Annotated in this window: 20 protein-coding genes; 7 read left to right on the forward strand and 13 right to left on the reverse strand. The window is 60.7% G+C overall.

Features of this window, described 5'->3' with window-relative positions:
- Positions 1-7 precede the first annotated feature (7 nt).
- From rimM to cysS, 6 genes are all read right to left on the reverse strand, one after another.
- On the reverse strand, positions 8-622 hold the full coding sequence (rimM, locus tag G1C98_RS00830; protein WP_169078343.1) for a ribosome maturation factor RimM: 615 nt from the start codon (positions 620-622) through the stop codon (positions 8-10).
- Between the two features lie 50 nt (positions 623-672).
- On the reverse strand, positions 673-906 hold the full coding sequence (locus tag G1C98_RS00835) for an RNA-binding protein (protein ID WP_003827435.1): 234 nt from the start codon (positions 904-906) through the stop codon (positions 673-675).
- 42 nt (positions 907-948) lie between these two features.
- Positions 949-1416, reverse strand: coding sequence for a 30S ribosomal protein S16 (gene rpsP / locus G1C98_RS00840; protein WP_169078345.1), 468 nt, complete (start codon positions 1414-1416; stop codon positions 949-951).
- Positions 1417-1582: 166 nt separating this feature from the next.
- Complete coding sequence (locus G1C98_RS00845; RefSeq protein ID WP_169078347.1) at positions 1583-2644, reverse strand: endonuclease/exonuclease/phosphatase family protein; 1062 nt, start codon at positions 2642-2644, stop codon at positions 1583-1585.
- A gap of 220 nt (positions 2645-2864) precedes the next feature.
- Positions 2865-4514 carry a signal recognition particle protein gene (ffh, locus tag G1C98_RS00850; RefSeq protein ID WP_169078349.1) on the reverse strand — a complete coding sequence of 550 codons (1650 nt, stop codon included), beginning with the start codon at positions 4512-4514 and terminating at the stop codon, positions 2865-2867.
- 195 nt (positions 4515-4709) lie between these two features.
- The gene (gene cysS, locus G1C98_RS00855) at positions 4710-6356 is read right to left on the reverse strand and encodes a cysteine--tRNA ligase (protein WP_169078351.1); all 1647 of its coding nucleotides are present in this window, start codon (positions 6354-6356) and stop codon (positions 4710-4712) included.
- 101 nt (positions 6357-6457) lie between these two features.
- Here cysS and G1C98_RS00860 point away from each other — a divergent pair, with 101 nt between their 5' ends.
- From G1C98_RS00860 to G1C98_RS00875, 4 genes are all read left to right on the forward strand, one after another.
- Positions 6458-7183 (forward strand): type 1 glutamine amidotransferase, encoded by a 726-nt coding sequence (locus tag G1C98_RS00860; protein WP_169078353.1) that lies wholly within the window; start codon positions 6458-6460, stop codon positions 7181-7183.
- A 129-nt stretch (positions 7184-7312) separates the two neighbouring features.
- On the forward strand, positions 7313-8347 hold the full coding sequence (locus G1C98_RS00865; protein WP_169078355.1) for an adenosine deaminase: 1035 nt from the start codon (positions 7313-7315) through the stop codon (positions 8345-8347).
- 136 nt (positions 8348-8483) lie between these two features.
- The gene (locus tag G1C98_RS00870) at positions 8484-9815 is read left to right on the forward strand and encodes an amidohydrolase family protein (RefSeq protein WP_205831820.1); all 1332 of its coding nucleotides are present in this window, start codon (positions 8484-8486) and stop codon (positions 9813-9815) included.
- A 74-nt stretch (positions 9816-9889) separates the two neighbouring features.
- On the forward strand, positions 9890-12079 hold the full coding sequence (locus G1C98_RS00875) for an ABC-F family ATP-binding cassette domain-containing protein (RefSeq protein WP_169078357.1): 2190 nt from the start codon (positions 9890-9892) through the stop codon (positions 12077-12079).
- Between the two features lie 44 nt (positions 12080-12123).
- Here the strand turns inward: G1C98_RS00875 and G1C98_RS00880 are convergent, their stop codons facing one another.
- From G1C98_RS00880 to G1C98_RS00890, 3 genes are all read right to left on the reverse strand, one after another.
- Complete coding sequence (locus G1C98_RS00880; protein WP_169078359.1) at positions 12124-12423, reverse strand: type II toxin-antitoxin system RelE/ParE family toxin; 300 nt, start codon at positions 12421-12423, stop codon at positions 12124-12126.
- The gene (locus tag G1C98_RS00885; RefSeq protein ID WP_169078361.1) at positions 12423-12695 is read right to left on the reverse strand and encodes a type II toxin-antitoxin system RelB/DinJ family antitoxin; all 273 of its coding nucleotides are present in this window, start codon (positions 12693-12695) and stop codon (positions 12423-12425) included. Before G1C98_RS00885 ends, G1C98_RS00880 begins: the two co-directional genes overlap by 1 nt.
- A gap of 115 nt (positions 12696-12810) precedes the next feature.
- Positions 12811-13422 (reverse strand): hypothetical protein, encoded by a 612-nt coding sequence (locus G1C98_RS00890; RefSeq protein ID WP_169078363.1) that lies wholly within the window; start codon positions 13420-13422, stop codon positions 12811-12813.
- A 408-nt stretch (positions 13423-13830) separates the two neighbouring features.
- Between G1C98_RS00890 and G1C98_RS00895 the strand changes: the two genes are divergently transcribed.
- On the forward strand, positions 13831-14370 hold the full coding sequence (locus G1C98_RS00895; protein WP_169078365.1) for a hypothetical protein: 540 nt from the start codon (positions 13831-13833) through the stop codon (positions 14368-14370).
- On the opposite strand, the gene G1C98_RS00900 is transcribed toward G1C98_RS00895, so the two are convergent.
- A complete protein-coding gene (locus tag G1C98_RS00900) occupies positions 14358-15515 on the reverse strand; it encodes a sensor histidine kinase (protein ID WP_240944870.1) in 1158 nt (385 codons plus the stop codon). The two genes, G1C98_RS00895 and G1C98_RS00900, sit on opposite strands and share 13 nt — an antisense overlap.
- Before the next feature lie 23 nt (positions 15516-15538).
- Positions 15539-16168, reverse strand: a complete 630-nt coding sequence (locus G1C98_RS00905) for a response regulator transcription factor (protein WP_169078369.1) — start codon at positions 16166-16168, stop codon at positions 15539-15541.
- 157 nt (positions 16169-16325) lie between these two features.
- Between G1C98_RS00905 and G1C98_RS00910 the strand changes: the two genes are divergently transcribed.
- Positions 16326-16937 (forward strand): ArsR/SmtB family transcription factor, encoded by a 612-nt coding sequence (locus G1C98_RS00910; protein ID WP_205831822.1) that lies wholly within the window; start codon positions 16326-16328, stop codon positions 16935-16937.
- Positions 16938-16987: 50 nt separating this feature from the next.
- Positions 16988-18247 (forward strand): MFS transporter, encoded by a 1260-nt coding sequence (locus tag G1C98_RS00915; protein WP_169078371.1) that lies wholly within the window; start codon positions 16988-16990, stop codon positions 18245-18247.
- A gap of 86 nt (positions 18248-18333) precedes the next feature.
- Here the strand turns inward: G1C98_RS00915 and ilvN are convergent, their stop codons facing one another.
- Both ilvN and G1C98_RS00925 read right to left on the reverse strand, forming a co-directional pair.
- Complete coding sequence (ilvN, locus tag G1C98_RS00920) at positions 18334-18888, reverse strand: acetolactate synthase small subunit (RefSeq protein ID WP_003827458.1); 555 nt, start codon at positions 18886-18888, stop codon at positions 18334-18336.
- Positions 18889-18900: 12 nt separating this feature from the next.
- A complete protein-coding gene (locus G1C98_RS00925; protein WP_169078373.1) occupies positions 18901-20805 on the reverse strand; it encodes an acetolactate synthase large subunit in 1905 nt (634 codons plus the stop codon).
- Positions 20806-20844: the final 39 nt, after the last annotated feature.

The raw sequence follows: 20844 nt of genomic DNA on the forward strand, positions 1-20844 counted from the left end.
CATCTTTTTACAATCCGGGAATCAGACCTCCCGGCGGGTCGAGGGTCAAGTATCCCTCCTCCAGATCGATCTGCGGCACCAGTTCGTCCACGAACGGCACCAGCGTGGTCTTCTCCACGACTGGCGTGCCGTCGGAGGTGGTGCCGGTCTCGACCGGTTCCGCCAGGCGGATCTTCAACAGCGACTGTGCGGGCGAGTCGATCACGTCGACCACCTTGCCGATCACCTTGCCGGCAGGCGCGCCGATCTCGTTCTCCTCGTCCATGCGCGCCTCAAGGCCGATGAGATCCTTCGGATACCATTCGTCGGTCTCAAGCATGTCTTCCGGATCGTCCGCCTCGCCATACAGCTCGGTGCCGTTGAGCGCTTCGGAGGCGTTGCGGTCGTCGCAGCCCTCCAGCTTGATGATCCAGCGGTTCTTGAACGTTCGCGAACGCTCCACCACATACCGTTGCTCGCCGTCTTTGGAGAACAGCTCCGATCCCGGCTCGAAGCGCCATTCCGGTTCGTCGGTGAACACCTGTACGGTGACCTCGCCCTTCATGCCCTGGGCGCGGCCGATACGACAAACCCTCAGCAGCTCACGCTGCCGAGGGTTCTCTTGCATGTTCTGATCTGCCATGCTGTGCAGTTTACCTCATGGGCACGGATGAGGCGCCGATTCGCGGTGAATCAGCGGCGCACGTCCATGATGTCGACGCGGACCTTGTGGTCGCTCAGCGCCTGCACCACCGTGCGGATCGCATTGGCGGTACGGCCGGAACGGCCGATCACACGACCGATGTCCTCGGGATTCACACGCACGCGAAGCATTTCGCCACGTGCGTTCTCGCGGGACTTCACCGACACATCGTCGGGAAAATCGACGATGTTCTTAATAAGGTGCTCCACAGCCTGTTCAAGCATGATCAGTCAGCCTTTCTCGTTTGCCTTGCGCTATGGCTCAGCTCACTCGGCGTCAGCCGGGGCTTCTTCAGCGGCTTCCTCAGCCGGTGCTTCGGCTTCGGCAGCGGCAGCTGCTTCGGCCTCAGCCTTGGCCTTGGCCTCGGCTTCAGACTTGGCGGCCTTGAGCTTCTGGGCTTCGGCTTCCACGGCCTCGACACGAGCGGCGGCGTCCGGGCCGGCCTCAACGGTCTTCAGGGTGCCTTCAGCACCATCGATGCCCTTGAACTTCTGCCAATCGCCGGTGATCTTCAGCAGCTTCAGAACCTGCTCGGTCGGCTGGGCGCCGACGCCGAGCCAGTACTGGGCGCGCTCGGAATCGATGACGATGGTGGAAGGCTGGGTGTTCGGGTTGTAGGTACCGATCTCTTCGATGGCACGGCCGTCACGCTTCTGGCGGGAATCCATGATCACCACGCGGTAGAACGCGTAGAACTTCTTACCCATGCGCTTCAGACGAATCTTGGTTGCCAAAATGGCTCTCCTTGTATATCTAGGGGTGTGCGTTTCGTGTTCTGTGTGGGGCACGGAATCCGAAACCCACTGTTCCTCACGGCACGGGGTGTAGAGGGCGCCACGCGCGCGCGAATAACTGACCCATTATAGCGCGAGGGTGCGGACGTGGAACGGGCCGCCGGCGTCAGTCGAGTGTGAGGGTGGCGGTGAGCGCGTAATGGTCGGTGCCGTCGATGATGAAGGATTCCACGCCGCTCGGTTTCAGGCCGTCGGTGAAGAGCACGTGGTCGAGTTCGAGATGCGGCCATTTCAGCCAGCTGGGGAACGTGGCGATGAACCGTGTGGCCTGGGTGCGGCTTGCGTCGTGGAATCCGCCGGCGAGCAGGGCGCGGAAGCTCGGGTGTTCGATGGAGGAGTTGAGATCGCCCATCACCACGCCGATGCCGTGCGGTTCGCCGCTGGCCATGCCGGCGATCGCGCTCAGGCCGCGGATTCCGGCGGACCATGCCGGGCAGCCGCGCATGGGGGATTTCGGGTGTGCCGAGGCGAGCATGACATGGTAGGCGTCGCCGGCCGGCGCTTGCGGCGATGGCAGCAGGTCGATGGTCATCGACGGCACGTCGGCCGCGGGGATATGCACGATGGAGGTGGAGGATCGTGTGGGCTGGTAGCGGCTGAACAGCACGTTGAAGCCGCCGTTGTCGGTGGTTTTGCCAGTGCCGGACTGCCGGTAGGGGAGCAGATCGCCAAGCCCGGCCTCGCGCAATCGTTCGATGAGATCGTCGGTGGTCTCCTGAGTAGCGAGTACATCGATGTGCCGTGAGCGCACCGCCTGCACGATGTCGTGCGCATTGGCGCGGCCGTACCGGCAGTTCACGGTCATCATGCGCAGCGAGCGCACCGCCGTTGTCTTGTCGCCGCCGCCGTTGTCGTTGTTGCTGTTTCCGTTACCGTCGGAAGATGTTTCACAGTATGTTTCACGCTGTGCCGCACGGCTACGGGCCGGATTCCAATACGGCCACAGCCGCGCCACCGATGCCGCTGCCGCCAACACGAACGCGCACAGCGGCACCCACGCATGGAAGCATGCGCTGACCACGGCCATCACCAGCGACGGCACCCACAGCAGCGGAATCAACGCGATCAGGTACGGCATCGGCATATGGCCCTCCACGCCCGCCGGCAAGCAGCTGAGCAACAGCCAGCACCACAGCAATACGGCCAGCACCACAAGTGCGATCGTCATACAACCCCCAGTCATCGGTCGTCATGCGCGGCAAGTACGAGATGAAGGCTCGCCCGCGCGTCTTTGGGTATTCTAACGGCTGCTGCGTGAGGCAACCGTGGTATCGGCGGATTGCCGCCGGCGATTTCGCGGCGATATGGCAGGAGCCGGGCGGAATGATCCACCCGGCTCCCACATGATTATTGCCGTCAGATTGCTATCAAACGGCTGCCGACTTTCGTCAGCGACCGAACAGTCCGGCGACGCCACCGCCAAGATTCGGCGGCAGATCGGGCATGCCGTCTTCGCCGGCCTCGCCCATCAGATCCTGCAAACCGGCAGGAAGCGCGGGGTTCTGCGGCTTCTTGGCGAACGCGGAACCGCCGTTGCCGGAGGACTTGCCGGCCAGCTTGTCGCGCAGCGCCTTCTCCTCGGCCTCGCGCTTCATTGGATTGCCGGACTTGGAACCCTTCTTGTTCTTCTTGCCCTTCTTGTTCTTCTTGCCCATGGACGGGCCACCGAAACCGGGCAGACCGCCGCCATTGTTGTTGGACACGCGCTTCATCATCTTCGCCGCCTGCTCGAAACGCTGCAGCAGCGCGTTCACCTGCGAGACGGTCACGCCGGAACCGAAGGCGATACGGCGACGACGGGAACCGTCGATGATGCTCGGATCGCGGCGCTCGGCCGGAGTCATCGAACGGATGATGGCCTCGGTACGGTCGACTTCCTTCTCATCGAACTGCTCAAGCTCCTTGCGATGGGCCGCCATGCCGGGGATCATGCCCAGCAGGTTCTTCATCGGCCCGAGCTTGCGCACCTGCTGCAGCTGGTCGAGGAAATCATCCAGACCGAAGGAACCCGCCGACAGCTTTTCGGCGGCCTTGCGGGCCTCCTCCTCATCGAACTGCTTCTGCGCCTGCTCGATGAGCGTCATGATGTCGCCCATGTCGAGGATGCGCGACGCCATACGGTCGGGGTGGAAGACCTCGAAGTCCTTCAGCCCCTCGCCGGTGGAGGCGAACAGAATCGGCTTGCCGGTCACGGACGCCACGGACAGCGCCGCACCGCCACGGGCATCGCCATCCAGCTTGGACAGCACCACGCCGGTGAAATCGACGCCCTCATCGAAGGCCTTGGCGGTCTGCACGGCATCCTGGCCGATCATCGCGTCGATGACGAACAGAATCTCATCCGGCTGCACGGCGTCGCGGATATCGCGGGCCTGCTTCATCAGCTCCTCGTCCACGCCGAGACGACCGGCGGTGTCGATGATCACCGTGTCGTACAGCTTCTGCTTGGCAAGCTCCACCGCGTCACGGGCGACCTTCACCGGGTCGCCGGTGGTCTGGCCCGGAACCATCACGTCCTCGCCGCCGTCGGACTGCACGCCCTTCTCCGGCGCGTACACCGGCACGTCGGCGCGTTCGCCGACCACCTGCAGCTGCGTCACCGCGTTCGGACGCTGCAGATCAGCCGCGACCAGCAGCGGGGTATGGCCGGAATCCTTCAGCCAGTAGCCGAGTTTGCCGGCCAGTGTGGTCTTACCGGCACCCTGAAGACCCGCGAGCATGATGATCGTCGGCGGATTCTTCGCGAAGTTCAACGGTCGATCCACACCTGCGCCCAGGACACTCGTCAACTCCTCGTTGACGATCTTGACGACCTGCTGCGCGGGGTTGAGCGACTGGGAGACCTCGGTGCCCAGTGCGCGCTCGCGGATGCGGGCGGTGAAGGAACGGACCACGTCGAGCGCCACATCGGCGTCGAGCAGTGCGCGGCGGATCTCGCGGATGGTGCCGTCGATATCGGCCTCGGAAAGCTTACCCTTGCTCTTCAGGTGCTTGAACGCGCCGGAGAGCTTGTCTGTCAAAGAACTAAATGCTGCCATAATGTTCCCAAGTCTAGCCGCCGCGCGGGAAATATCGGGGCATGGCACGTGCCGTCCGGCGGCTTGGCACGGTCCGTTGTGCGGTCGATTCGGACGAAAACGACGAAATGGCGGTCCGTTCGGTCGAAATCAGAGCGGAATTCGACCGAACGGACCACCATTTCGGCAAAGTCCGTATGGGAGGCGGAAACTACATCACTTCAGCGACCAGGTGGAGCCCTGGGGGCCGTCCTCGATGGCGATGCCGGCCGCGTTCAGTGCGTCACGGATCGCGTCGGCCTTGGCGAAATCCTTGGCCTTGCGGGCCTCGGCACGCGCCGTAAGCTGCTCGGAGATCAGCGCGTCGAGCGCATCATGCTCGGCGGATTCCCCTTCGCCGGCCTCGCCGCCCGCGGCGCCGCCGTTCACCCACGGTTCCGCCAACGGATCCAAGCCCAGCGTATCGAGCATCGCGCGTACGGCGAGCAACACCTCGCGCACCTCGGCCTTGGCGGCATCGGAATCGGCACGATCGGCCAGCTTCGACAGCAGCGTGTTGCCGGAGCGAATGGCGGTGAAGATCGCGGCGGTCGCACCAGACACGTTGATGTCGTCGTTCATCGCGGCGACGAAGTCGGCCGGCAGTGCGTCGGCGGAAACGGAAGCGACCTCGGCGCGGCCGGGCTGTTCGCCGATGGCGATGCCCGCACGCTCGATGAAGTTCGAGACGCGCTCATAGGCGGACTGTGCCTCGGCGAGCGTCTGATCGGACCATTCCAGCATCGAGCGGTACTGCACGCCGCCCAGCGCGTAGCGCACCACCCAGGCGGAGTTGTTCGCCAGCACGGCCGGCACGGACAGGCCGTTGCCCAGCGACTTCGACATCTTCTCGCCCTTGGCGGTCACCCATGCCGAATGCATCCAACGCGCGGCCGAATCGTAGCCGGCGGCGCGGGTCTGCGCCATCTCGTTCTCGTGGTGGGGGAATCGCAGATCAAGCCCGCCGCCGTGGATGTCGAAACCGTCCTTCAGATAACGGTGGCTCATCGCGGAGCATTCGATATGCCAGCCCGGGCGGCCGATGCCGAACGGGGTGTTCCAGCGCGCGTCGAGCGGATCGGAATCCTTCGGCGCCTTCCACAGCGCGAAATCGCGCGGATCGTGCTTGTCGGGGGAGGCGTCGGCCGGATCGACGGGATTGTACTTGTCGTCACCCGCATTGTCAACGGACGGTCCCATCGCGTCGGTCACCTTGGAGGCCTCGTCCTCGACAGCGGTCTGCTTCTGGTGCGTCAGCTCGCCGTAATGCGGCCAGGAGGCCACATCGAAGTACACGTTGCCGGTCGGCTTGCCGTTGTCGTCGCGCACCACGTAAGCGTGGCCGTTATCGATGATGCGCTGGATCATGTCGATCATGTCGCTCATATGGCCGGTGGCACGCGGCTCGACGGTGGGCGGCAGCACGCCCAGGTCGGCGTAGGCCTGGCTGAACTCGCGCTCGTAGTAGTATGCGCGGGCCCACCACTGCTGGCCTGCGGCGGCGGCCTTGTCAAGAATCTTGTCGTCGATATCGGTCACGTTGCGTACGAAGGTGACCTGATAACCGAGCTTGAGGAACCAGCGGCGCACGATGTCGAACGCCACGGCGGCGCGGATATGGCCGATGTGCGGCGAGGACTGCACCGTCGCGCCACAGACATACATGCCCACTTCGCCTGGTTTGATCGGGGTGAACGTGCTTACGGCGTGCGAGGCCGTATCGTACAGCTTCAGTCCTGCGGCGGCCTTGGCCACTTGCGCCGAGACAAGCGTGCTCGGCATGACGGAAGCGTTGAAATCCTGCGGTTCCTGAGTGTTTGCCATAGTTCCCAAGACTAGGCATCAAACCAGACAAGGGGCGTGCGCGGCCGGCGCTCACACAGCAAACGTTTGCCGTTTACGTAGGTCGTGCCACAATAGGGGATATGACAAAGCCGCAAGTGTTGATTTTGCAACATGTTCCGTGGGAGAAGCCAGGGCGCATCCTCGACAGTCTGGACGACATGGAACTGCCGTACCGGATCGTGAACGTCGCCAAGACGAAGAAGCCGGAACTGCCGAATTTCAACGAGGTCGCCGGCGTGGTGATCATGGGCGGCCCGATGGGGGCGCAGGATTTCGACGAATACCCGGGGCTGAAGGCCGAAGCCAAGCTGGCGCGTGCCGCGATCGCCGTGAACAAGCCGGTGCTGGGCGTGTGCCTGGGGCATCAGATCATCGCCACGGCGCTCGGCGCAAAGCTCAAATCCGGCAAGGAGCCGGAGATCGGGTTCGCCCCCATCAAACGCACCGACAAGCACGACTACTTCTCCATGTGGGACAAAACCATCAACGTGCTGCACTGGCATAACGACGTGGTCACGCTGCCCGAAGGCGCACAGCCGCTCGCACGATCCGCCGTCACCAAGAACCAGGCGTTCCGCTTCGGTTCGGCGCTCGGTCTGCAATTCCATCTCGAAGTCACGCCGACCCTGCTGGAGGAATGGCTGGACGAGCCCAGCATGGTCAAGGATCTGAAAGCCGCGGGTGGTTCCAAATCCAAACTGCGCGAGGATTTCGCCGAATACAATCCGCGCCTGCAGCCGCTCGCCGACCAGGTGTTCTCCGGCTTCGCGGCCCGTTGCAACTCCTATGCCGCCACGCTGCGGTAGCCGCATGGAATCAGTCGCATCGCGATAGCCGCAGTGCGACGGCTCTCAAGGTTTTCCCAAGAAGACGCCGTACGATCGGTGTCATCAAGGCCGCAACGGCACCGCCGCCCGTGTACAAGGAGGAACACCATGGCCATCAGCACCCGTACTGCGCAAGCACTTCGTACCCTGCCCAAAACCGAACTCCACCTGCATATCGAAGGCACGCTGGAACCGGAACTCGCCCTGCGACTGGCGGAACGCAACGGCGTCACCCTGCCGTTCGACGGACTCGACGATCTGCGCTCTCGCTACCATTTCGCCGACCTGCAATCCTTCCTCGACCTGTACTACCAGCTCATGAGCGTGCTGCGCACCCGCGAGGACTTCGCCGACCTGATGTTCGCCTACCTCACGCACGCGCACGAGGACGGGGTGCGCCGCGCGGAGATCTTCTTCGACCCGCAGGTGCACATGAACAACGGACTCGACTACAACCTCGTGCTCGACGGCCTGCAGGACGGCATCGCACGAGGTCGCGACGCATACGGCATCGACGCCGCGCTGATCCTCAGCGTCGTACGCGACCTGCCGGTCGAATCGGCGCAGGCACTGCTCGACGCTGCGGCACCCCGTGCCAGCGAACTGCTGGCAATCGGCCTGGACTCCGCGGAAGTCGGCTACCCGCCCGAACTGTTCGAACAGGTCTACGAGCGCGCGGCGGGCATGGGACTGCACCTCGTCGCCCACGCCGGCGAGGAGGGGCCGGCGGAATACATCCGGCAGGCGCTGGACGTGCTGCACGTCGAACGCATCGACCACGGCGTGCGCATCGTCGATGACCCCGCGCTCGTGCAACGCGTGGCGGCGGAAGGCATCGGACTCACCGTGTGCCCGCTGTCGAACCTGCGACTGCAAGTGGTCGACGACGTGGCCAACGTGCCGATCCGCCAACTGCTCGACGCCGGCGTGCGCGTCACCGTCAACTCCGACGACCCCGCGTATTTCGGTGGATACATCGCACGCAACTACACGGCGCTCGCCGAAACCGGGCTGCCGGTGACGGCGCTCGCCACTATCGCGGGCAATTCGATCGAGGCATGCTTCGCGCCGGAGGAGGGCAAGGCGGCGATGCGCGCCGAGCTGGAGCGGTGGAAGACGGAATACGCCGATCTGCTGGTATAGTTTCCGCCGGTTTATGCCGGATATATGCAGGATTGCCGGCATAATGCGAATGCCGGAACAGGCGAAACAGACGGAATACATGGCACGAACGCGCGGTATGCGTTTTACGCGGACAACGCGCGCAGAAGGGAAACATATGCATGTGAACGCACAGGCCGGGCGGCACCCGGGCAATCGAATGCTGTACGTCGGCGACATCGCCTTCACATCCATGCCGGACCGGCTGGTCGGCATCAGGCGCGGCGTCGTCGCGGTGGAGAACGGCATCGTTTCGGGATGTTACGAATCCATGGCCGATGTGCCGGCCGATTGGCAGGACGTGCCTAGAACCGACTTCGGCGACGCGCTGGTGATCCCGGGATTCAACGACCTGCACATCCACGCCCCGCAATATCCGACCGCCGGGCTCGGCCTCGACAAGGAACTGCTTCCCTGGCTGGAGACCTACACGTTCCCCGCCGAGGCGCGATTCGCCAGCCCCGACTATGCGCGGATCTGGTACCGGCGCTTCATCCAGCGCATGTGGGAGGTGGGCACCCTGCGTTTCAGCGCGTTCGCGACCCTGCACCGCGAAGCCACGCTGACGCTCGCCCGACTCGCGCAGGAATCGGGGCTCCGGCCGGTCCTCGGCAAGGTCAACATGGACCGCAACGGTTCCGAGGAACTGAGCGAAAGCACCGAGGAATCCCTGGACAACACCGTCGCCGTCATCGAAACGATGCGCAGCGAGACTCCTGATATCGGCTACATTGTCACGCCGCGTTTCGTGCCATCCACCACGCCCGAGCTCATGCGCGGACTCGCTGAAATCGCGCAACGGTATGATCTGCCGGTGCAATCGCATCTGTCGGAAAACCGCGGCGAGGTCGCATGGGTGCGTGAACTGCACCCCGAATGCGCATCGTACACGGACGTGTACGAACAGTACGGGCTGCTGCGGGACGGCAAAACGATCATGGCGCACTGCATCTACCTGGACGACGAGGAAATCGACACGTTGCGCCGCCATGACGTGACCGTGGCGCACTGCCCGCAATCCAACGCCAATCTGACCAGCGGCATCATGCCGGCGCGGCGCTACCTGGAGCAGGGGCTGCACGTCACCATCGCCAGCGACGTGGATGCCGGGCATGTGCCCGACATGAACCGCCACATCGCCGCCGCGGTTGCGGTATCGAAGCTGCGGCAGACTCAATACGCCGACGAGACTGCGCTGCGCCTGCCGGAAGCGTTCCATATGGCCACCAAGGAACCAGGCAGGTTCCTGGCCGCGGCTACGGGGCAGGCACCCGCAGGATCGTTCGAACCCGGCTACGCGTTCGACGCGCTGGTGGTGGAGCCGATGACCTCGCCATGGGAGCTAAGTGTTGCGGAACGGGTGGAGCAGTTCATCTACACGGGCACGCCGGCGAACATCAGCCACCGGTACGTGGCCGGGCATGAGATTCCCCGCCCCTTCGCCGAGTAGGCGCGAGATTTCGTAGTCGTCTGCGGGCCTGACGCAGACAACGGTGTTCCGCCGGCGCGCTACATTGGTGCTTTATGCCGACTTATGATTTGGGACTTGAACACGTATCGCTCGCCTTCGCCACCAAAACCATCTTCACCGATGTGACGCAGGGCGTCTTCGAAGGTGATCGCATCGGCATCGTCGGCAGGAACGGCGATGGCAAATCCACGCTGCTGCATCTGTTCCGTGGCACGCAGAAACCCGATTCCGGGCGCGTGACCATGCGCGGCGGCCTGACCTTCGGCATGCTCGACCAACGCGATCCGCTCGATGACGACGCCACCGTGCGCGAGGCCGCGCTCGAAGGTCGCGAGGACTACGAGTGGGCGGCCGAAACCAAATCGCGTGAAATTGTGGAGGCTTTGCTTGGCGGCATCAGCCTGGACGCGAAGATCGGCTCGCTGTCCGGCGGTCAGCGCCGTCGCGCCGATCTGGCGCGCCTGCTGCTCAAGGATTGGGACATCCTCGCGCTCGACGAGCCCACCAACCACTTGGACGTGGTAACCATCCACTGGCTCGCCGAACACCTTAAAAACCGTTGGAGCAAAGGGCAGGGCGCACTGCTGCTCGTCACCCACGACCGCTGGTTCCTCGATGAGGTGTGCGAGTCGATGTGGGAAGTGCACGATGGCAAGATCGAACCGTTCGAAGGCGGCTACTCCGCATACATGCTGCAGCGTGTGGAACGCGACCGCCAAGCCGACGTGCGCGAGACCAAGCGCCGCAACCTTGCCCGCAAGGAGCTTGCATGGCTGTCGCGTGGCGCTCGCGCCCGTTCCACCAAGCAGAAGTTCCATGTCAAGGCAGCGCGCGAGCTCATCGCCGACGTGCCGCCTATGCGCAATACGCTGGAATTGAAGCAGATGGCCACCTCCCGCTTGGGCAAGCAGGTGGTCGATCTGATCGATGTGACGCAGATCTTCGAGCACGCGCAGGGTGAGGCCGACATCGACCCCGATGTGGCGCAGATGGAGGATTCCGCCTCCCGCGTGGACGTGGTGCCGGCCATGTATGCCGAACCGCAGGTGCATGGGTCCGTTGAGGTGGCGGTCGATGATCTGACCGATCCACGCCTAGTGGATGCCGGTGTCACCGAGGCGCGGCAGGCCGCCGCACAGGCCGCACAGGCCGAGGAACAGGCACAGGAATCGGGTGCTGACGCCGATGATTCCACGCCTGAGGTCACGTCCGCGGCGCAGAAGATCACCGTGACTGGCCGTAAGATTCTTGACGATGTGACCTGGCTGATCGGTCCCGGCGATCGTTTCGGCATCGTCGGCGCAAACGGTGCCGGCAAATCGACCCTGCTGAAGATTCTCGACGGTACGATCACTCCGACCGCAGGCCATGTGAACATCGGCAAGACCGTGAAGTTCGCGGTGCTCTCGCAACGCCTCGACGAGCTGGAGAAGCTGGGCAAGTACAAGATCAAGGAAGTGTTGAGCCGCTACAAGCCAAGCTACATCGTGGACGGCAAGGAGACCACGCCGGGGCAGATGATGGAACGCCTCGGCTTCGAATCCGCGCAGCTCATGACGCCGATCAAGGACCTTTCTGGTGGACAGAAGCGCCGCATGCAGCTGCTGCTCATCCTGCTCGACGAACCGAACGTGCTCATCATGGACGAGCCCGGCAACGACCTTGACACCGACATGCTCGCCGTGATGGAGGATCTGCTCGACACCTGGCCGGGCACGCTGATTGTCGTCTCCCACGACCGCTACCTGCTCGAACGCGTCACCGACCAGCAGTTCGCGCTGATCGGCGGCAAGATCCGGCATCTGCCCGGCGGTGTGCAGGATTATCTCGATATGACCGAGGCCATCAAGAACGGTAAAGACCCGTTCGCGGACGAGAAGGCCGGTAAGAACGGCAAGGGACGGAAGAGTGGCGATGCCGGCGATGCCGCTGCGGCTGGTTCGGCTGGTTCCGCGGCTTCCTCAAGCGATGCTGAATCGAATGTCAGCGACGCCGGTTCGGCCGAATCCACGCCGAAGCTCACCGGCAAGGCATTCCATGAGGCGTCCAAGCGCGTCGCCGCGATCGAACGCAAGCTGGGCAAGTTGGAGGAGCAGAAGGCCGATCTGGAAGCGCAGATGGCTGCGCATGACCCGAGCGATTACGAGGGGTTGAACAAGCTCAACGAGCAGCTGCAGACCGTCACGGACGAGTCCGAATCCCTCGAAATGGAGTGGATGGAGCTCTCCGAACAGCTCGAGTAGCCCCATTCGAACAAACTGACGGTGGCGATTCGCTCAGCGTCAGTTTAACGGAATAATTCGTCGTGGCTGCCGGTGCGTTCGAAGAACGCGACTGTGCCGTTCGATGACCAGATCACCAGCCAGTCCCCGGCGTTGGCGACATGGCATTCGTACCGTCCACGCCAATTGCCGGACAGGGTGTGCATGTTGTGGCGGCGGCGCAGCTCATCCAGTGTTTCCGGGGTGTTCTCCACCACCAGATCGATGACTTTTTCAAGCTCGGCCAGGTTCAAGTTACGCCGCTTGGCGTTCTTTTTCAAATCACGGCTGAAGGCCTTCGCGAAGTCGGCGGTCAGTCGGCCCATCAGCGCATCGCCGCCTCGATCAGGTCATGTCCGTTGGCGAAACGCCCTGCCTTTCCCGATGCCATGAAGCTGTTCGCTTCGGCGGCGGCGCTCCGGCTTTCGTCATTGGGCTCCTCGGGGGCGAACGTCAATGGGATGCGCCCGGTGTTCACCATCTGCTTGAACACTGCGCGCACCACCGATGAGAGATCCAGGCCGTAGTATTCGGCCACGTCGGCGGCCGAGCGCTTAAGATCGTCATCCATTCGTATGGTCAACGTCGATGCACTCATCAGAAACCTCATTCACTTGTATGTACAAATAGTCAATATTGTACGTACATTTTACCAAGGAAAGTAATTCCATCCAAGGCTGACAGCTGATTAGCCGCGTTGCGCGCCAGCTTGCCTAGCGAAGGCAATCGTCGAGCAACGCCTGCAGTAGTTCCAATACGCTGGTAATGCTGAATCCTGAGGATTCGTGCGAAGTCTCAATAGCTCCGTTCTCCGGGTCGATGCTGTAGCCTCCACGCGGTACGTGCCGGAACGCGCCGAATGTGCAAGGCGCCACGCAGCAGGAAATCGCGAATACGACAACGCTACAGATGGTCCCGATGCCATATGCAAGCAGAGGCCTGCAATCTTTTAGCATGAATGCCGATGCGCCGTCGACGGCCAGCATGGGGCGGAACACGAACCACAGCAAGGCCGATTGCGCAATCGCAAATGAGAGACCGGAAAGCAGTTCCTTGATGACGGATGGCGTTCCGCGGCGGAATACCATCGGGCGTGTGGGCGAATAGCTTTGTTCCCCTCGTAGCCCGGAACCGAGGAACGCATACCAGCAGGCGACAGTTGGAACGACCATAAGAACGAACGCGAGTTTGATGTTCTGATCAATGCCGTAAGCCGTTGGCAGACCGGCGTTACTGATGATGTCTTTGATGATTAGACAGGGTAACGCACACTGCGCCACGCAGATAAGTAGTTCGCCGATTACAAGCAGAAACTGAATATGCATGCCTCGTGTGCGTGTGACAAGGATATGCGCATATCGTGGCGTGCCGGATGCAATGGAATCGGGTGTAAGACACGCGGGGCAGACGGAGCTGCATGCCTGATGATACTTAAGACATTGCGCGCACCGTACGTATGCCCCTGAATCACGAGGGAGAAGCCAAGGCAGTGCAATAAGCACGATGCCGATGCATAATGCCGTAATCGCATGGATGGAATCAATCGTCATCTCGTCACATTCCCCAACTACACATAAAACTCTTCCGCAAACCCGTGTCCAGTCTAGTGCTTTTGGATGTATGTTAGCCATTCGTGCGACAGCGAGGTGTGGTGTCGTATGGTTCGATGTCATATTCTCATTTTTACGGGAAGCTGCAGTTGTTCCCGCTGGAGAAACCGATGGAGGTGTCTCATGAATCAAGTGACGCGAAGAAGCCTCGGCTGTGTGTTGTCTGTTTTGCTGCTGTGTGCATGTGTCGGTTGTGCGAATCCCGCACATGAAACCTCTGATGGCAGCGCTGTTCAGAGCAGCAGCAAGAACGATGATGCTGCTGAGCAAGCGTATAAAGCGTTTACTGTGGACGCTCTGGACCGTGTCGCCGTCGATGATCTCAATGACTCGGACAAATTGGTTCTGGTAAACAAGCTGGGCGCGAAATCCGTGCACGGCGATGGCACTGTTCCGTTTTCCAAAAAGGTCGACGAAAACAATATGTACTACGTCGTTTCCATGTGCGAACAGAAGGAACAGGCTCCTTACTCGCTCGTCCTCTACAAAGATGGGCAGCCGCACACTCTGACCACGAGGGAAGCCTGTACGTCCAATGGAATAGAGACGATCTCTCTGCCGGCGAAGAATTTCCCCAGCGCGACATCATTGTCCATTATCAATATCGACAACACGGATCTTGTTGTCTCCGTATATGAAGTAAAGGAGAATCATCGGGAATAACGTTGGCGGCTGGTTTGATTTGCTTGATGGGTTAGCGGAATCGTCAGGGACAATGACCATTCTTCATTTTCTGAATTTATGGTCATTGTCCCGTTACGTTGCCGCACGAATTTTTGTATGAGGGCGATTCCATAGTGGTTCTTCGATTCGCTATCCATCGCGGCGCTGTACGGATTCGATGCGAAGATGTGAGCCTCGCCTGATTCCGCCGATCCTGCTTCCACCGAGAGAATAAAGGCAAAAGGGCCTGGTTTCCCATGTTTTGCGATGTTGTTGAGTATTTCGGTGCAGGCTGTTTGCAACAGTGGCAGCTCCGCTTTGTCTATTACGTTCAAATCCCCACGGATTATTGGCATTCCGGCAAAGCCTAGAGTTCTGAGCCTATTGCATTGGCTCTCGATGCGTTGCTGGAAAAGATCGAGATCATTCCTCTTATCTGTCTCATTACCTGTCTCAAGATCGTTGGCCATGGGATTGATGATTTGGGTGCGAAGCTCATGCAACGCCTGCGTAAGTACCTGTTCGATTTGTGCTAAAGCATCATTGCTTTTCACGGATTCTTCCTTGCGACACAGCAGAATCGCATATGTCATAGACCCTGCAATGGAATCATGCAGTATGTGAGTCTCTCTGAGCCGTTCCTGTTGCCGTCGTACTTGTTCTTGCGCAATCGTCAGGTCGGTCTTCCGTCGCTCTGTCTGTATCTTCCACCGTATGGCAAAGCCGACGAAAAAGGCCCCGATATAGGAGCATGCAAGCACGGGGATGCTTGGATTGTAGTCGATACCGCCTGTCCAATATCCCAAAGGAAGCGCCAGAGCGCAAAGCATCGGTCCTGCGATGGCAAATGCAAATCGTCTGACTTCAAACGCAAGTATTCCGCATGCAAGCCATGTGCCGTACAAGGTCGAAGGGCCGTCGCAGATTGCCGGGATTAGCGCGCACGCTATGTGCGTTGCAAGGATCGCCATACTTGCCGGCATGGGGAACCAGGCTAATAGCAGCAGAGCAATGCAATAAGGCGTCAAATATAGCCATGACCAGAGGGATATGTTTGCCCAGGCGGTCAGTTCGAGCAGAAAAAAGCAAATGCAGATAACGGATCCAGCCAGGTAAGGCTTATGCGCGGTCTTTGCCAATGACATTATGTGTTGTGACAGCTTCATCGTTATATCCAGCCATTTCTCGCACACGTCGCAACAGCTTCGGCGCGACTGTGAGCATGAAGTTTCTCGAAAGCTCGCCGTGCATATGTTTTCACCGATGCTTCGCTGACGTTGAGTTGCCGGGCGATGGCGGAAGTGGTGAATCCGTTTGCATAGCTGGCGATGATCTGCAATTCCTTGCCGGAAAGTCGCATGGATTCCATGCTCTTTCCCGTCCACGACGCAACTTCTCCATTTCCAATGGCTTTTCCGATGATTCGGACCAGTTGAATTGTGGGAATTTCTTTTGGAAGAATCGCATAGAACGCCTCGGTCCATTGCGCTCCGTGCGTTTTTTCGTTTTCGCTGTCCAAAAAGGCGCTGATGCCGATGACGATAATATCTGGATATTGTTCCTTGACATGACGTGCCAATTCCACGCCGTCCATTCCGGGCATTGCGATATCGGTGAGTATGGCCTGCGGTCTTTGCGAAGAGTCCCTCATGGCGTCAAGTGCTTGTTCGGCTGAAGTGACGGTCCATAGAATCTGTATTGGTGCGCATGTTTCGACCAATAAGCTCCGGATTGCGTTCGCGACCAGCGGATCATTGTCCACGATCCCTAGGGTCGGATCATTGGCAAGCGTGTGCATAATGCCCCCATTAGTCTGCTTTTCGCTCCAGAATAGACGTTTTGTTGCTGCAAGGAAATCATAGCGTTGACGGCGGCATGTATTGCGACTGAGTTCAAAAATATATTGTACAAATAATTTGTATATAATAGGAGGCGGCGGAAAGGAGACCTCTGCAATGACCGAGACAATCCCAGACAAAGCACGGCTGACTGAAGATGCCGCAGTAACTGTAACCAATGCCGATACTCTTCGGGCCATGGCAAGTCCGATTCGTATGAGGATTCTTGGAACATTGCGGGTGAATGGCGAGCAGACCGTAGGAAGCATCAGCGAGCAGCTTGGCGAAGCGCCCGGTGCCATCAGCTATCACTTGGGGCAGCTTGCGGGGGCCGGACTTGTGGAGAAGGTGAAGTCTCCTGATGGTGATCGAAGAAAAAGCTGGTGGAAGGCTTGTCAAAGTGCGATTCGTTTGGGAAGGTCCGGGGAAAAGGGCGAAGTTGAGGATGCAAAGGCTGTGGATTTGTTTCGGCGCTCAGCAGCGGTCTCCTATGAAATGGCCTATGAGCGTTTTCTGGACAAGCTGTCGGAATTGCCTCAGGAATGGGCTGATTCATGCACCAGCGATGATCATGTGTTGAATCTGACTGCCGAGGAAATGCGTTTGATGGTTGAAGAACTCAATGAAGTCATACATCGTTGGCGGATCAAAGCTGATATGCACGGCGACGATGGGGCGGACACCAGGCCAGTTGCCTTGATTCTGCAGGCCTTCAGGTGGATTTCGTAGATGTTGTCGGGCTCCCGTGAGTTCATGGACAATCCAGAAGGCGCAAGGAAATGAAATCAGAAATGAAATCACTCTGGCAATCCGCAGGATACGTTCCTTGGTTCACTGCGGATACGGCATCGGCAGCTGGGTCAGCACTGCGTACATTGGCAATCAGCTTGCTCGGATATGCGGTGTCCGGCTCCACCGTCGCTGCCGGTTGGCTTGGAACGGCGTCGATGATTGCACAACAGGTTGCGAGCGTATTCGGAGGCACCTTCGTCGACAGACATGACCGCAAACGCCTCATCGTGGCGAACGCTGTCATCGGCGTTCTGGCTTGGGGTGCGATCGCGGTGCTATTGCTGTGCGACGCATTGTCGTTTCCCATATTGCTGCTGATTGCGGTGCTTGCATCAGGCATTAATGGATTTCTCGGGAGCGCCACGGATGCGTTGCTTCGCTCAATCATCGATATCCGCTATTATCCCAAGGCACGAAGCCTCAACGAGGGACGTGACGCGACCATCACCATGGCGGGAGGCCCCATCGGAGGATTCCTGTACAGCGTCGCTCCATGGCTGCCATTCCTGGTGTCGGCATGTATGTACGCCGTGGCTGGTGTCGCCGCCACCGGCATTCGCGAACATGATTCGGATAACAGGCGTATCGGAAAAACGGATGGCGATGCGGCGAAAGGTGGTTTCTTCCGTGATTTCCTGGAAGGCTGGTCATGGTCGTTGCACAGGAAGACGCTGGTGGTCGTGCTCATCGTGGCGGCATTGCTCAATTTCGGCGTCAATGGCATCCAATACGCCATTCAGCTGCATCTGGTGTCGTGCGGGACTAATGCGACTTCCATCGGATTCATCAGTGGTGGCATATCGCTGATGATGCTTGTGGGATCGTTGCTGGCCGGCAAACTGAGCGATAGGGTTCCGGTTGGTTCAACCGTGTGCGTCGCCTACCTGTTCATCTGCCTATGTGTCTTGCCAGTGGCTTTGACCGACAACTACTGGGTCATGCTGGTTGCCAATTCGTTCGTCGGTCTGCCGTTCCCGCTGTTTAACGCGATGCTGCTCGGCTTCATCTTCGCCAAATCGCCCATGAACATGCAAGGGCGCATCACTGTCACATTGACGGTTCCGGCCCAGGTGCTTTCGATGTTCTGCAGCGCAGTGGCCGGTAGCTTGCTTCCGGTTCTCGGATTCCACGGCACGATGCTGGTGTTTCTCGCCATTCTCGTGGCAAGCGCCGTGCTGGTGATGTGCTCCCGTTCCATTCGTGGCATCCCCAAGGCGTCGCAATGGAAGTCTGCGGCATTGCGGTGAGATATCGAAGCAAATGAAAAGCGGTGTCCCACGAGACGAGTCGTGGGACACCGCTTGCCGTAAATCAGGCAGATTGCTCAGACCGTTCAGCGACCGGTGATCTCGGAGCCGAGCACCTTTTCGCTCAGCGCCTTCGGGCCGCGGGTCACGGCGACCGCGCCGGAACGCACCAGCTCGATCACGCCGTAATGCTCCAGCAGGCCGAGCAGCGCTTCGATCTTGTCTTCGGAACCGGTGGCTTCGATGGTCAGCGACTCCGGATTCACGTCGACCACGCGCACGCGGAACATGCGCACGATCTCCAGCACGTCGGAACGGTTGGACACGTCGGCCGCGACTTTGATGAGCACGAGCTCGCGCTCCACGGTGGAACGCGGGTCGAGCTCCACGATCTTGAGCACGTGCAGCAGCTTGTTGAGCTGCTTGATGATCTGCTCCAGCGGAATGGCTTCCACATCGGCCGTCACCGTGATGCGCGAGATATCGGGGCGCTCGGTGGGGGAGACGGACAGCGAGTTGATGTTGAACGCGCGGCGTGCGAACAGGCCGGCCACGCGGGCCAGTACGCCGGGGCGGTTCTCCACCAGCACGGACAGCGTGTGACGCTCGGAACCGGGCTGGGATGCAGGGTATTGAGGCATGATTCTCTCCTCTCAGTTCTCGCTGGCGGCGGTTACGGGCTCGCCGGTAACGGTGTCGTCGCGCAACGGCTTGATGCCGGGCATGTACGTTACGTCATCGTTGGAGGCGCCGGCGGCGACCATCGGCCACACCATGGCGTCCTTCCACACGCGGAAGTCGATCAGCACCGGACGGTCGTTGATCTCATTGGCCTTCTTGATGCATTCGACGGCCTCGTCCTTGGTGAACGCGCGCATGCCGACGCAGCCGTAGGCTTCGGCCAGCTTGACGAAATCGGGCACTTCGACGGGCATGTTGCCGTCGGCTTCCAGCTTCGCGCCGTCCTCGCCGTGCGCTTCGCCGTCAAGCAGGTTGGTGGCGGAATAGTGCTGGTCGTAGAACAGCGTCTGCCACTGGCGGACCATGCCGTACACGGAATTGTTCAGCAGGGCGATCTTCACCGGGGTGTGGTCGAAGAATGCGGAGGCCAGCTCTTCGGAGGTCATCTGGAAGGAGCCGTCGCCGTCGATCAGCCAGACCGGGCGACCCTTGCCGCCTACGGCGGCACCGATGGCTGCCGGCAGGCCATAGCCCATGGTGCCCAGACCGCCGGAGGTCATCCAGGAGTTCGGACGCTTGAAGTCGATGAGCTGCGCGGCCCACATCTGATGCTGGCCCACGCCGGTCACCCACAGCGTATCGTCCGCAGCCTGGTCGGACAGCTGCCTGACCACCCATTGCGGTGCGAGCGAGCCGTCCGTGGGCTCCTCCCACTTGAGCGGGTACTTGGTGCGCCATTCATCGATGGCGTTCCACCATGGCTTCAGGTTCGGCTTGCCGTGAATGGCCTGGGAGCGTTCGATCTCCGGGATCAGGTCCTTGAGCACGGTGGCCACGTCGCCCACGATCGGCACGTCCGGCTGACGGTTCTTGCCGATCTCGGCCGGGTCGATGTCGATATGGATCACGCGGGCGGCCGGGGCGAACGCGTCGAGCTTGCCGGTCACACGGTCGTCGAAGCGTGCGCCGATGGTGACAAGCAGGTCGCAGCGCTGCACGGCGCCGGTCGCGGCGATGGTGCCGTGCATGCCGAGCATGCCGAGCACCTTCGGATCGGAGTCGGGCACGACGCCACGGGCCGGAAGCGTGGTGACGATCGGCGCATCGGTCAGATCAGCGAGCTGCTTGATCAGGTCGCCGGCCTTGGAACGGACCGCGCCGCCGCCCACGTACAGCACCGGGCGGTAGGACTGCGAGAACAGCTTGGCCGCGTCGGACAGCACATGGCCGTGGGCCTTGGTGGTCGGATTGTAACCGGGCAGGATCATGCGCTGCGGCCACGAATAGTACATGTTGCCGGTCTGTGCGGTCTTGGTCACGTCAACCACGACCGGGCCGGGGCGGCCGGAATTGGCCACATAGTAGGCTTCGGTGAGCACGCGCGGAATGTCCTGCGCGTTGGTCACCAGGTAGGAGTGCTTCACCATCGGGTAGGTGGCGCCCACGATATCGGCTTCCTGGAAGGCGTCGGTGCCGATGGCGTTCACGCCCACCTGGCCGGTGATGACGACCAGCGGGACGGAGTCCATGTTCGCATCGGCGATCGGGGTGATCATGTTGGTCGCGCCCGGGCCGGAGGTGACGATGCACACGCCCACCTTGCCGGTGGTCAGGGCATAGCCTTCGGCCGCGTGGCCGGCGGCCTGCTCGTGACGCATCAGCATGAAGTGGAACTTCGTATCGTCCTTGATTTCGTCGTATACCGGAAGGATCGCACCGCCCGGCACGCCGAACACGTCTTCGACGCCCAGGTCTTCCAGTGAACGGACCAGCGCCTGCGCGCCGGTCATCTTTTCGCCATCGGTGATGGTCTGCGTTTCGTCGTGCGGCTCCTTGGGCACGGCGCTGAATGCCTGCAGAGGGGTAGGTAAGGCCATTGTTCCTCTCACATCTCTTGATTCTTTGGTCCTTGCGCC

Origin of the sequence: Bifidobacterium erythrocebi (genome assembly GCF_012932675.1) — a bacterium.
Classification (GTDB): domain Bacteria; phylum Actinomycetota; class Actinomycetes; order Actinomycetales; family Bifidobacteriaceae; genus Bifidobacterium; species Bifidobacterium erythrocebi.

Bases quoted from the DNA above. Each gene is read 5' to 3' on its own strand.
- G1C98_RS00865 (WP_169078355.1), top strand. From the start codon at position 7,313: ATGGCCATCAGCACCCGTACTGCGCAAGCACTTCGTACCCTGCCCAAA.
- G1C98_RS00845 (WP_169078347.1), bottom strand. From the start codon at position 2,644: ATGACGATCGCACTTGTGGTGCTGGCCGTATTGCTGTGGTGCTGGCTG.
- G1C98_RS00915 (WP_169078371.1), top strand. From the start codon at position 16,988: ATGAAATCAGAAATGAAATCACTCTGGCAATCCGCAGGATACGTTCCT.
- G1C98_RS00895 (WP_169078365.1), top strand. From the start codon at position 13,831: ATGAATCAAGTGACGCGAAGAAGCCTCGGCTGTGTGTTGTCTGTTTTG.
- ilvN (WP_003827458.1), bottom strand. From the start codon at position 18,888: ATGCCTCAATACCCTGCATCCCAGCCCGGTTCCGAGCGTCACACGCTG.
- cysS (WP_169078351.1), bottom strand. From the start codon at position 6,356: ATGGCAAACACTCAGGAACCGCAGGATTTCAACGCTTCCGTCATGCCG.
- rimM (WP_169078343.1), bottom strand. From the start codon at position 622: ATGGCAGATCAGAACATGCAAGAGAACCCTCGGCAGCGTGAGCTGCTG.
- G1C98_RS00885 (WP_169078361.1), bottom strand. From the start codon at position 12,695: ATGAGTGCATCGACGTTGACCATACGAATGGATGACGATCTTAAGCGC.
- G1C98_RS00880 (WP_169078359.1), bottom strand. From the start codon at position 12,423: ATGGGCCGACTGACCGCCGACTTCGCGAAGGCCTTCAGCCGTGATTTG.
- G1C98_RS00905 (WP_169078369.1), bottom strand. From the start codon at position 16,168: ATGCACACGCTTGCCAATGATCCGACCCTAGGGATCGTGGACAATGAT.
- G1C98_RS00875 (WP_169078357.1), top strand. From the start codon at position 9,890: ATGCCGACTTATGATTTGGGACTTGAACACGTATCGCTCGCCTTCGCC.
- ffh (WP_169078349.1), bottom strand. From the start codon at position 4,514: ATGGCAGCATTTAGTTCTTTGACAGACAAGCTCTCCGGCGCGTTCAAG.
- G1C98_RS00900 (WP_240944870.1), bottom strand. From the start codon at position 15,515: ATGTCATTGGCAAAGACCGCGCATAAGCCTTACCTGGCTGGATCCGTT.
- G1C98_RS00870 (WP_205831820.1), top strand. From the start codon at position 8,484: ATGCATGTGAACGCACAGGCCGGGCGGCACCCGGGCAATCGAATGCTG.
- G1C98_RS00925 (WP_169078373.1), bottom strand. From the start codon at position 20,805: ATGGCCTTACCTACCCCTCTGCAGGCATTCAGCGCCGTGCCCAAGGAG.
- G1C98_RS00890 (WP_169078363.1), bottom strand. From the start codon at position 13,422: ATGCATATTCAGTTTCTGCTTGTAATCGGCGAACTACTTATCTGCGTG.
- G1C98_RS00835 (WP_003827435.1), bottom strand. From the start codon at position 906: ATGCTTGAACAGGCTGTGGAGCACCTTATTAAGAACATCGTCGATTTT.
- G1C98_RS00860 (WP_169078353.1), top strand. From the start codon at position 6,458: ATGACAAAGCCGCAAGTGTTGATTTTGCAACATGTTCCGTGGGAGAAG.
- G1C98_RS00910 (WP_205831822.1), top strand. From the start codon at position 16,326: ATGACCGAGACAATCCCAGACAAAGCACGGCTGACTGAAGATGCCGCA.